General features: G+C 40.9%; 9 protein-coding genes and 2 tRNA genes. 8 read left to right on the top strand and 3 right to left on the bottom strand.

The window, feature by feature from the left end:
• Positions 1-128 precede the first annotated feature (128 nt).
• Positions 129-1,814, top strand: coding sequence for a RagB/SusD family nutrient uptake outer membrane protein (locus QZL88_RS16310; protein ID WP_296942837.1), 1,686 nt, complete (start codon positions 129-131; stop codon positions 1,812-1,814).
• Positions 1,815-1,915: 101 nt separating this feature from the next.
• Positions 1,916-3,184 (top strand): histidine-type phosphatase, encoded by a 1,269-nt coding sequence (locus tag QZL88_RS16305; RefSeq protein WP_296942836.1) that lies wholly within the window; start codon positions 1,916-1,918, stop codon positions 3,182-3,184.
• 171 nt (positions 3,185-3,355) lie between these two features.
• Here the strand turns inward: QZL88_RS16305 and QZL88_RS16300 are convergent.
• Both QZL88_RS16300 and QZL88_RS16295 read right to left on the bottom strand, forming a co-directional pair.
• Positions 3,356-3,429: transfer RNA gene (locus QZL88_RS16300), tRNA-Asn, on the bottom strand.
• A gap of 35 nt (positions 3,430-3,464) precedes the next feature.
• Positions 3,465-3,538 (bottom strand) — tRNA-Asn (locus QZL88_RS16295).
• A gap of 81 nt (positions 3,539-3,619) precedes the next feature.
• On the opposite strand from QZL88_RS16295, the gene QZL88_RS16290 reads away from it, so the two are divergent.
• The 6 genes from QZL88_RS16290 (at position 3,620) to QZL88_RS16265 (ending at position 10,111) form a co-directional block, all read left to right on the top strand.
• Positions 3,620-4,597 (top strand): adenosine kinase, encoded by a 978-nt coding sequence (locus QZL88_RS16290; protein ID WP_296942835.1) that lies wholly within the window; start codon positions 3,620-3,622, stop codon positions 4,595-4,597.
• A 12-nt stretch (positions 4,598-4,609) separates the two neighbouring features.
• On the top strand, positions 4,610-5,368 hold the full coding sequence (locus tag QZL88_RS16285) for an SDR family oxidoreductase (RefSeq protein ID WP_296942834.1): 759 nt from the start codon (positions 4,610-4,612) through the stop codon (positions 5,366-5,368).
• Between the two features lie 290 nt (positions 5,369-5,658).
• Entirely contained in the window at positions 5,659-6,378 is a 720-nt protein-coding gene (locus tag QZL88_RS16280; RefSeq protein WP_296942833.1) for a phBC6A51 family helix-turn-helix protein, read from the top strand.
• Positions 6,379-6,865: 487 nt separating this feature from the next.
• Complete coding sequence (locus QZL88_RS16275; protein ID WP_296942832.1) at positions 6,866-8,083, top strand: carcinine hydrolase/isopenicillin-N N-acyltransferase family protein; 1,218 nt, start codon at positions 6,866-6,868, stop codon at positions 8,081-8,083.
• 41 nt (positions 8,084-8,124) lie between these two features.
• Complete coding sequence (lpdA, locus tag QZL88_RS16270) at positions 8,125-9,477, top strand: dihydrolipoyl dehydrogenase (RefSeq protein ID WP_296942831.1); 1,353 nt, start codon at positions 8,125-8,127, stop codon at positions 9,475-9,477.
• 97 nt (positions 9,478-9,574) lie between these two features.
• Complete coding sequence (locus tag QZL88_RS16265; protein ID WP_296942830.1) at positions 9,575-10,111, top strand: DUF4251 domain-containing protein; 537 nt, start codon at positions 9,575-9,577, stop codon at positions 10,109-10,111.
• 251 nt (positions 10,112-10,362) lie between these two features.
• Here the strand turns inward: QZL88_RS16265 and QZL88_RS16260 are convergent, their stop codons facing one another.
• Complete coding sequence (locus tag QZL88_RS16260; RefSeq protein WP_296942829.1) at positions 10,363-11,232, bottom strand: NAD kinase; 870 nt, start codon at positions 11,230-11,232, stop codon at positions 10,363-10,365.
• Positions 11,233-11,517: the final 285 nt, after the last annotated feature.

Genomic DNA, 11,517 nt, shown 5'->3' with positions numbered 1-11,517 from the left:
AAAACAAAATTATTGTATGAAAACGAGCATGAATTGCAAAATCGGCAGAGCCAATCACGATTCACCAAAAGTACAGGATAATTTTGTCATGCGAGTTTCCATACATCCATTAAAAACAAAATCATAGTATGAAATCAAATATATTAATCATATCAATTCTGATAGCCTGTTGCAGCATGCTTTCTTCCTGTCTGGGAGACCTTGACACACAGCCTCTGGATAAGAACCAGTTAGTAGCAAAAGATGTGTACGAAACAGCGGCAGGATACAAAGGAGTAATAGCAAAATGTTATGCATCGCTTATTCAGACCGGACAAAAAGGCGGTGATGGCGGTGACGGAGATGTAGGTGGTATCGACGAGGGATATAGCGGATATACGCGTGCATTATTCTATCTGCAAACGACAGTATCTGATGAAATTATCTTACATGCAGGCAGCAGTCAGGGCTCACGGGATCTGCTCTATGTAAACTGGAATCCATCCACCTCAATTATCAAGTATCCTTACTATCGGTTATATATGACTATAAACTACTGTAACGAATTTATACGTGAATGTACCGAGGATAAACTGAAAGAAAGAGGCGTTTACGACGAACTGAAGGACGAATACCGGTATTATGTGGCTGAAGCCCGGTTTATAAGGGCATATTGCTATAGTATGATATGTGATCTGTACGGGTCCGGACCGTTCATTGAAGAAACAATGGTAGTGGGAAGCCTGCCTCACCAAAAAACCAGAACTGAAATTTATGATTACGCAGTAAATGAATTAGAAACTGTATTACCATTGCTAAAAACATCGAAAACAAACCAATACGGACGTATAGATCAGGTAGCCGGATGGTTTTTACTCGCACGTATCTATTTGAACTCAGAAGTGTATGTAGGCAAAAAAGAATATGAGAAAGCATACAAATACGCTAAAATGGTGATAGACAGCAAGGCGTACCCGTTGGCATCAGACTATCGCCATATCTTTCTGGCCGATAATAATACATGCTCCGAAATCATCTGGCATCTGGTACAGGATGCTGATTATGCACAAAGCAGTGCAGGAACTAATTTCTATGTGAAAGCTCTGATGAATGGAAATATAAACAGCTATCTGAAAACGGGGGTCGGAACCAGAGGATGGGGGAATGCACGCGTGACCACCCAATTAGTAAACCTGTTTGAAAGCGGTGACCAGACATTCGACATAAACGATATCTGGGGAAATAATAAAAAAGATAAAAGAGCTCAATTCTTTAGTGTAGGACATACAAAAGAAACCTGGGTGGATGGAAAAGATTTTCAAGGAACATTTACGAACGGATATGCATGCATCAAATGGCGAAATGTGAAAGCTGACGGTTCGGAACTTGTTGAGGGCGGAACAGTCTATTCTTCGATTGACTATCCTATGTTTAGGACAGCCGATGCTTATCTGATGGCCGCAGAAGCTATATTAAGAGGTGGCGGCGGGAGCAAAAGCGAAGCTCTTGGCTATGTAAATGAGATCAGAGACAGGGCATATATGTCGGGGAGTTACGGAAACGATGCTTCAGGCAGGATTACAGAGGCTGAACTAAATTTAGACTTTATATTAGATGAGAGAGGACGCGAATTATACACAGAACTGATTCGTCGTACAGACTTGATCCGCTTCAATAAATTTACAAAAGATCATAACTGGGACTGGAAAGGCAGCGACGGTAAAGCAGGAAACTATGTAGGAAAAGATGTGGATGATAAGTATAAGTTATTCCCTATCCCTCAGGAAGAATTCACCGTCAATCCTTATCTGACGCAGAATCCTGATTATAAATAAAGTATATAAAGAGATGAAAAAGGTTGTTAGCTTATCGTTTAATAGGATATAATTTAGCCTGACCAAGAGTTGACAACCTTTTATCTAAAATCATAAAAAGAATGAAACGAATTTACCTACTATTACTCTCATTTGCAGTCTTTATCTCTGCATTTTCCCAAACATCGAAAGAAGAACTGTTTGCTACTCCGGAGAAAACCGCAGGTGTATACTATGCTTATCCGGCGAAGGATATCAGACCTTATACAGCACCACCCAAAGGGTACGAACCGTTTTATATAAGCCATTTCGGACGTCATGGTTCGCGCTATCTTATCAGCGACAGCGACTATAAGGATGTGCTCGATCGATTTGAAGATGCCTATAACAATAATGTATTAACTGATCTGGGTAAAGATGTTTATGCCCGCTTACAGCAAGTATGGCAGGAAGCCGAACTCAGAGGAGGCGATCTTTCACCTTTGGGCATACGCGAACACAGAGGCATCGCCGAACGCATGTACATAGCCAACCCTCAGGTTTTTTCCAAAGATGGAAGATATACGGCTTGTGCAACTACCATCGTTCGTTGCGTCCTTAGTATGGATGCCTTTTGCGAGCGGCTGAAAGAATTGAACCCTTCTATACAGATCGGGCGCAATTCGGGTATGAAGTGGCAAAGTTTTCTGAATCATCATACCAAAGAGGCTATTGAATTCCGTTCGGCAAAATATACATGGCGTGAACAACACCGCAAATTCCAACAGGAACATGTAAAACCGGCTCGTTTGATCAATTCTCTTTTTTCGGATAAGGACTATATCAACAAAAATATAAATCCGGAAGAGACTATGTGGCAACTCTTTTATATCGCAGGAGGAATGCAAAATATAGAAACCGATCTGTCTTTCTACGATATATTTGAGAAACAGGAACTTTTTGATCTCTGGCAATGCAAGAATTACAAATTATATGTCAATGATGCTAATGGGGCAATAAATGGCGGTCTGATGTTTGAAAACTGCAAACCTCTTCTGAAAGATATATTGGAAAATGCCAGCCATATTATATCAACTAACGGAAAAGGGGCAGACCTGCGCTTTGCCCACGACGGCAACATCATCCCGCTAGCTATGCTTTTACATCTGGATGGATGTTACAACAGCGTATCCAATCCTGATGAGTATTATAAAGCATGGAGCGATTTTAAAGTAGCACCTATGGCGGGCAATATACAGATCATATTCTACCGCAAACCTAAATCGGATGATGTTCTGGTTAAATTCCTTCTTCACGAAAAGGAAATACTAGTGCCGCCCATCAAAACAGATAAGGCTCCCTTTTATAATTGGACTGACATAAAAGCCTATTATGAATCGCTGTTGAAATAATCAAAGAACATAAAGAAAAGCTGCGAAGCCTATCGATTAACTTTAATATTGATAATTAGGGTGTGATTTTAGAGTCACACCCTTGTTGGTTAACCTTAGATATGCATGAAGAAGCAGACTGAGTATATTAACACAAAAAAAGAGTTACAATTTCTTGTAACTCTTTTCTTGCTCTTCCTCTTGGACTTGAACCAAGGACCCTCTGATTAACAGTCAGATGCTCTAACCGACTGAGCTAAGGAAGAATATACTTTTGAGGGAAAGAATCCTTTCAGATTTGCTCTTCCTCTTGGACTTGAACCAAGGACCCTCTGATTAACAGTCAGATGCTCTAACCGACTGAGCTAAGGAAGAGTATTTTTCTCTCAAAAGTGACGCAAAAATAGGCCTTATTTCTGAATTATGCAATATCTTTACACAAAAAATTAAAGAAGAATGACAAAAGTATTAGGAATGGGTAACGCCCTTGTAGATGTTCTTGCAGTAATAGAAAACGATAAGATACTGGAACTCCTCCAATTACCAAAAGGAAGTATGCAACTTATCGACGAAACGAAGCTGGAAATAATTTCTGAAGAAATTAATAAACTTAACAAAAGTATTGTTTCCGGCGGGTCTGCTTCCAATACAATCGTAGGACTTGCCAACCTGAATGTCGAAACAGGGTTTCTCGGTCGCATAGGTACCGACTTCTATGGTACATATTACAAGGAGGACCTAATGAAGCATCGTGTAACATCTCATCTGACCGAAGTGAATGAAGCTTCGGGTGTGGCATCTACATTCATCTCCAAAGACGGAGAACGTACTTTCGGCACTTATCTGGGAGCGGCGGCATTGCTCCATGCCGACGAATTGGACGCAAATGATTTCAAAGGATATGATTATTTCTACATCGAAGGGTATCTGGTACAAAGCCACGACCTGATAAAGAAAGCTATCGTACTGGCAAAAGAAGCCGGGGCAAAAATTATTCTGGATATGGCCAGCTATAATGTTGTGGAAGCCAATCGTGATTTTCTGCTCGAAATTATCCCTCTATATGTGGACATTGTTTTTGCGAATGAAGAAGAAGCCAAAGCCCTGTTCGATCTGGAACCTGAAATAGCTGTATCAGAAATAGCGAAACAGGTAGATATAGCAATTGTGAAAACAGGAGAAAAAGGTTCGTGGATTCAGCAGGGAGATGAAAAAGTATTTGTTCCCGCACTTAAAGTAAATTGTGTGGACACAACAGGAGCAGGCGACCTGTATGCGGCAGGTTTTATCTACGGCCTGATAAACAACAGCCCGCTTTCTGCCTGCGGACGAATAGGAACACTGCTCGCCGGAAATGTAATAGAAGCTATCGGAGCCAAAATAGAAGAAAATAAATGGAGTTGCCTACAAGAGGAAATTAAAAAATTGATATAAAACGATTGCATTATGAAGAATACACTGGAAAACAAAGTCACCTTCGTTACCGGAGGTGCGCTGGGAATCGGCAAGGCCATAGTGACCGCTTTCTGTAAGGCCGGCGCAGATGTATTCTTTTGCGATATAAACGAAAAAGAGGGAAAACAACTCAGTGACGAACTGAATGATTATAAATGTACATTTGCTAAAGCCGACATATCGGATAAAGGTGCTTTGGCAAATGTCATCACCTCTATCGTCAGTCAAAAGGGAGATATAGATATCATCATTAATAATGCGGGCGTAAGTCGGTTTGCTTCCATTTTGGATATGTCGGTCAATGGATTCGACAAGGTTTTGAAGACAAACCTACGGCCAGTATTCATTACCGCTAAATTATTAGCCAAACACCGATCAAAAAGCAGATCGAAAAATAATTACGGACGCATTATCAATATGTCGTCTACCCGCTATCTGATGAGTGAACCCGATTCGGAGGCATACGCGGCATCGAAAGGAGGAATCGTATCGCTCACTCATGCGCTGGCAATTTCACTGAGTAAATATAATATAACGGTGAACTGTATCAGTCCGGGATGGATAGACACGGGACACTATGGAGAATTGCGTCCGATAGATCACGAACAGCATCCATCCAACAGGGTGGGTACCCCTGAAGATATTGCACGTATGTGCATCTACCTCTGCCAGCCTGAAAACAATTTTATCAACGGGCAAAATATTATTATAGACGGAGGTATGACTAAGAAGATGATCTATGAAGAATAAAATACAAAGTATAGGGATTGCAAGGCTGTCCGCACATATCTTATATCTTGCTTACTTGTAGAAGTCGTCTAGACTTTTTATTTTCTTATCTTTTTGTCATGCTGACGATAGGAAGCATCTCGTTTCTCAAGAGATTTTTCACTCTGTTCAAAATGACAAAGAGGGTATTTGTTTTATAATGTTACCAGATTCAAAAAGTCTATACGACTTTGTAATCAGAGTTTTATCAAAACCAAATATCTTTATCTATATAAGAAACTAATTATTAAACATTAATATTTAAGTATCTTATGAAGTATAAAGAAAAAACGGCCTCGGAGATTATCCGGATGATAGAACAGGACTTGTGTAGCATTTCCGAAATCTGCAAAACATTTAAAATCAGCCGGAAAACATTTTATGAATGGAAAAAGGCAAAACCTGATTTCGGTGAAGCGGTGGAAGAAGCCATCGACCACAGGGAAGAGGTGATGGTAGCCTCGGCACGTATCGGACTGAAACAACTGCTCGAGGGATACGTGCAGAAAAAAGAGAAAATCACCTATGTCCCCGATAAGAACGATCCGCTGAATGATGTGGAGAAATGCCGTGTGGTGGAAAAGAAATTCTGTCCGCCGAGTATCCGTGCGATAAAGTATGTACTCGACCGCGAAGAAAGGAAAAAAGACAAAGACCGCTTACTGGCATCGGAACGCCGTCCGCTGATTATCGAAGTACAGGATGAGGAAACCAAACGTGAGCTGATGATCTTGCAGGAGAACGGCTTCCGTTCGGGCGGCTCGCTCAATCCGGAGGTAGTAGCTGCTGTGGACAGGAAGCTGGAAAGAGAACGAACCAACGGTCACAGGAGCGAAACATATGTAAAAGTGAAAAGTGAAGAACTAAAAGTGGAAAATGGGCAAGAGCAAGCGGAACAAGGGCAAGTTATGGAACAGACGCCCGCCCCTCAACCACCTGCCATCCTGAAAGAAAGGCCTCTGCGCTACCGGAGTCTTTTGCGTGGTTATTGATATTCTTCAGGTAGGTATGAGTTATTGACGGTTAACTGATAGCTGAAACAAGTGTTACCTTTGTTACCTTTTGAAGAAAAGTTGCAAGTAGACGAGGTACAAGTTATTAACTGATTACTGACGAGATGCTTCGCTCCACTCGGTATGACAAGCTAATTATTAATTTTTCATTCTTAATTATTAATTGCTTTCCGTGTTACCTTTGTTACTTTTTGGGAAAACTGTAGGGGCGGAATATCTTCCGCCCGAAATAGAAAAAGGTCTGCGGGCGGAAAATATTCCGCCCCTACAAAAGAATGCAAAAACTGTAACCTTTGTTACCTGTTCAAAGTCGTAAGTATTGAGTAATAAGTATAAAGGAGTTCTAATTGTTGACTGTTTACTGATAACTGTTTACTGATATATCTGTTACCTTTGTTACTTTTTAACAATACATAATTAATAAGCATAAAATAAAGCCTATCTTTAAAGGATAAAATTTGAAACTATGAAGCGGACTCTGTTTATATTCCTCTTATCCTTCATCATATCTTTTCCTGTACTGGCCTGTACCACTGCTATTATTTCGGGTAAATACACTGCCGATGGCCGACCGTTACTCTACAAGCACAGGGATACAGGCAGCCTGCAAAACAAACTGATGTACTTCACCGATGGCAAGTACAGCTACACAGGCATTGTAAACAGTTCGGACAAGGCAGGCAAAGAAGTATGGGGAGGCTATAACTCCACCGGATTCGCCATAATGAATTCGGCTTCTTACAACCTCAACCCCGATGAAGACGGTAAAGACGAGCTCGAAGGCGTGGTTATGAAACTGGCATTGCAACGCTGTGCCACTCTGGCCGACTTTGAACGCCTGCTCGATTCATTGCCAAAGCCGATGTATGTGAGCGCCAACTTCGGAGTGATAGACGCGCAAGGTGGCGCAGCTTATTATGAAACAGGAGATTATACTTATAAAAAGTTCGACGCCAACGATACCAATACCGCCCCCCTTGGATATATTGTCCGCACAAACTACTCTTTTTCCGGCGATAGGGAACGCGATAAAGGCATAAGCCGCTATCAGGCTGCCGAGCCGTTGTTTTACAAGGCGTCATTATCAAATTCTCTCTCTTACAGATTCCTCCTGCAAGATGTATCCCGCCATCTTACACACGGATTGACAGGAGTAAACCTATATGACCAGATGCCGGAGAATGCCAACAAACGGATATTCGTACCCTTCAGGGATTTTATCCCCCGCTATAGCACATCCTCTGTCATGGTGGTACAGGGTGTAAAGGATAAAGAATCGCCCGCCCTTACTACAATGTGGACAATACTGGGTTCACCGCTTACAGCCGTTGCAGTACCGGTATGGCTGAATAAAGAGAATATATATCCGTCCGTACTTCTGGCAGACGAAACAGGCAATGCAAAACTTTGCGACTGGTCGCTCCAACTGAAAAAACAGCTTTTCCCGATCACACGCGGAGAGGGTACGGATTATATAAATCTTGCAGCACTAATTTCTGCTGATGGGAATGGCATTATGCAAAAAGTTCAATCTCATGAAAACAGAATACTGAATGATGCCGATGCGCTACTTAGCAAATGGAGAACTAATGGATATGACCCGAAAGATTTGAAATATTTCTGCCATCAAACAGATATATATGTTTCAGACCTGTACTTTATGACATTCGCCATCCGTAAATAAAAAAACATAATAAAAATAACTCTTTAACTCCCTAAATTACTATGCTGTACGACATTGCCATTATCGGTGGAGGCCCTGCCGGATATACTGCCGCTGAAAGAGCCGCTGCAAACGGTTTAAAAACTATTTTATTCGAAAGAAATGCATTAGGCGGTGTTTGCCTGAACGAAGGATGTATCCCGACCAAGACCCTGCTGTATTCAGCCAAGGCATTAGACAATATAAAAAATTCGGCAAAATATGGAGTGTCAGTCGAAGGACAGCCGGGCTTTGATTTAAGCAAAATAATCGCCCGCAAACAAAAGACCGTTCGCAAACTGGTAGCCGGCATCAAACAGAAAATGACTGCCCACGAAGTGGAAATTATCAGTGCGGAAGTACATCTTATAGGAGAAGACAACAGCGGGAATATACTGTTGGGCAATGATAACGAAACATATACAGCTAAATATATCCTGCTCTGCACAGGTTCCGAAACAATAGTGCCGCCCATCAAAGGATTAGACGCCAGTGGCTACTGGACATCGAAAGAAGCGCTGGACAACAAAGAGGTTCCCCAATCGCTGGCAATTATAGGCGGAGGAGTTATCGGTGTGGAATTTGCCTCATTCTTTAACAGCCTGGGTGTGAAAGTCAGCGTCATAGAAATGTTGCCCGAAATACTCGGCGCTATGGATAAGGAATTATCCGCCATGCTCCGTACTGAGTATGCAAAAAAAGGCATCGGCTTCTATCTCGGCACAAAAGTTGTGGAGGTAAAAGATGGTCAGGTGATTATAGAAAAAGACGGAGAGCAATCATCTGTCGAAGCAGCGCAAATACTGTTAAGCACGGGCAGACGTCCGGTTACAGCAAACTTGAACATTGACAAGCTAAATATCGAGATGTACCGCAACGGAATAAAAGTGGACGAATTTATGAAGACATCGCATCCCCGCATATATGCCTGCGGAGATATTACAGGCTATTCACTGCTTGCCCATACTGCTGTGCGTGAAGGTGAAGTGGCCGTAAACCATATTCTCGGCAAAGCGGACAGAATGAGTTATAAAGCGATTCCCGGAGTAGTATATACCAATCCTGAAATAGCCGGAGTAGGACAAACCGAAGAAGAACTTACAGCAAAAGGTATAAAACATACCGTATTGAAACTTCCTATGGCATATTCAGGCCGTTTTGTGGCAGAGAACGAATTAGTCAATGGAATGTGCAAATTAATAATCGGTGAAGATGAAAAGATCATAGGTTGCCATATGCTGGGCAATCCGGCTTCGGAGCTGATTGTTATCGCAGGTATAGCCATAGAGAAAGAGTTTACGGTTGAAGAGTTCCGTAAAATTGTATTTCCTCATCCTACAGTGGGAGAAATCATTCACGAAACCTTATTTATATAACCTGACTACCAATACGTTATCTAAAGAGTTAAAATTCCGTTAAATAAGCAAACTATTCTTCCGTAGGTTTTGTTATATTCTAAAAACAGAAAAGATTATGAAAGCAATTGTATTTTTATTAACATCAATTATGCTAATCTTTGCAGGATGCAAAACTCAGCAAGATCCGCTCAAAGCCGCAGCCGAAGAAGCGGAACAGAAAATGTGGTATGAAAAGGCAGTTCAGGCACTCAATGACAGGGAATTTGTATTAGAAGCAGAGCGTATCGATTTCAGAAACGGACGTTTTGCTTATGTAACGGCCAATACAAATTTCATCTCTATGCATGGAGACAAAGCAACGATCCAAATGGCTTTCAATTCGCCCTATGCCGGGCCTAATGGAATAGGTGGTATAACAGTAGACGGCAGAGCTTCGAACGTAAAAATACAAACAGACAAGAAAGGTAATGTGACCTTTAGTATGACAGTACAGGGAGCCGCTGTATCAGCCACTGTTACCTTGCGTCTCACCAATGGCACCAATCAATGCAATGCCACAATAAACCCCAACTTTAACAGCAATACAATAAACTTTAGGGGAGAATTGTATCAGGAAGCCGATTCGAATGTATATAAGGGAAGGTCTTTATAGGGATAACAGGTGGAATTTATTCAGATAGTGTTTATAAAAAAAGAAGGGATATAGAATATCCCTTCTTTTTTATCACATAAAATGTCATTATTATCAAATAGGTTTATCTATATAGAAAAGCTACCGGTCAATAGCTTTCTGCGATTAAATCGTTTATAAAAAAATGACAAATAAAAAATACGAAGAAGTGTTATTTTATTTACTTTATATATAGTTCTTTGACAATCTGAATATCGAATAAATGAGAAATCCTAACTTTGTCGCGGATCAACACCCCACATCAGCTTATTACGTAATGTGTTATAAAAAGTATTCTCTTTGCGCTTTATAACCCTCAGTGTAAAATCAGCTTTCTTTATAACCAACTTAGTCCCCGTAGTAAATATGTTGGAACGTCCATCCAGTGAGATAAGGAAATTCTTGTTACGGCTTTCGACTTCCAGCGTAAGAACACAATCGTCTGTCACCACCAATGGCCTGTTGCTAAGACTGTGGGGAGCAACGGCAGCAATCACAATATTAGCAGCTGTCGGAGTCATTACCGGACCACCTACACTCAATGAATAAGCTGTGGAGCCGGTCGGTGTCGCGACAATCAACCCATCCGCTTCGTATGAAGTCAGGTATTCTTCGTTGATATAAGCATGTACAGTTATCATAGATGCCGTATCCTGTTTCAATATCGCGATTTCATTCAATGCATAATTGAACCCGAGGTAATCCTTGTGTTCGGTCGATAGCTGCAATTGGCTGCGATGCTCTATCCGGTAATTCCCGGAGAATACATCAGCAAATGTAGCTTCCAGGTCTTTTTCTCCTACATCGGCAAGAAAACCAAGACGTCCTGCATTAATACCTAATATCGGAATATTTTTCTTTCCTATAATGGAGGCTGTACGGAGAAATGTACCGTCACCGCCAATACTGATTACCAGATCGGCATCGAACTCGTCATTGGTAATGATACCGGCAATATCGTATTGTAGATGGAGTACATCTTTAAGATAATTGTAAAATTTCTCCTGAAGATATATCTCTGTCTTATTATCCAATAGAATTTTGAACAATTTTTCTATCTGCTCTTTCTTCTGATGCTTACTTCCGAATATGGCAATCTTCATTATCTTATAATTTTACCTCTAAGTTATCAATAAAAATTAATGTCTTATTTTAATGTTGGATTCTTTTCTACTTCACTACGTTTCGTTCGAACGTTCATTTTGGCATTGCCCAAAACGAACACAAGGAATTTTAATTCCGCGTAGTAGAAAAGAATCCAACATTAAAATACAACAATAAATATTTTGTTAAACTCATACCAAATAAATAAACAGTCAAGCTGTTAATAAAATGGAACTGATACACACTATTTCATCAATTCGTATTACATTTGCATGATGTATCAT

The sequence above is a fragment of the uncultured Dysgonomonas sp. genome, from assembly GCF_900079725.1.
Classification (GTDB): domain Bacteria; phylum Bacteroidota; class Bacteroidia; order Bacteroidales; family Dysgonomonadaceae; genus Dysgonomonas.
This window is presented reverse-complemented; position numbering and strand designations above follow the sequence as displayed.

Coding starts and splice junctions, on each gene's coding strand:
- QZL88_RS16310 (WP_296942837.1), top strand. CDS start 129: ATGAAATCAAATATATTAATCATATCAATTCTGATAGCCTGTTGCAGC.
- QZL88_RS16305 (WP_296942836.1), top strand. CDS start 1,916: ATGAAACGAATTTACCTACTATTACTCTCATTTGCAGTCTTTATCTCT.
- QZL88_RS16290 (WP_296942835.1), top strand. CDS start 3,620: ATGACAAAAGTATTAGGAATGGGTAACGCCCTTGTAGATGTTCTTGCA.
- QZL88_RS16285 (WP_296942834.1), top strand. CDS start 4,610: ATGAAGAATACACTGGAAAACAAAGTCACCTTCGTTACCGGAGGTGCG.
- QZL88_RS16280 (WP_296942833.1), top strand. CDS start 5,659: ATGAAGTATAAAGAAAAAACGGCCTCGGAGATTATCCGGATGATAGAA.
- QZL88_RS16275 (WP_296942832.1), top strand. CDS start 6,866: ATGAAGCGGACTCTGTTTATATTCCTCTTATCCTTCATCATATCTTTT.
- lpdA (WP_296942831.1), top strand. CDS start 8,125: ATGCTGTACGACATTGCCATTATCGGTGGAGGCCCTGCCGGATATACT.
- QZL88_RS16265 (WP_296942830.1), top strand. CDS start 9,575: ATGAAAGCAATTGTATTTTTATTAACATCAATTATGCTAATCTTTGCA.
- QZL88_RS16260 (WP_296942829.1), bottom strand. CDS start 11,232: ATGAAGATTGCCATATTCGGAAGTAAGCATCAGAAGAAAGAGCAGATA.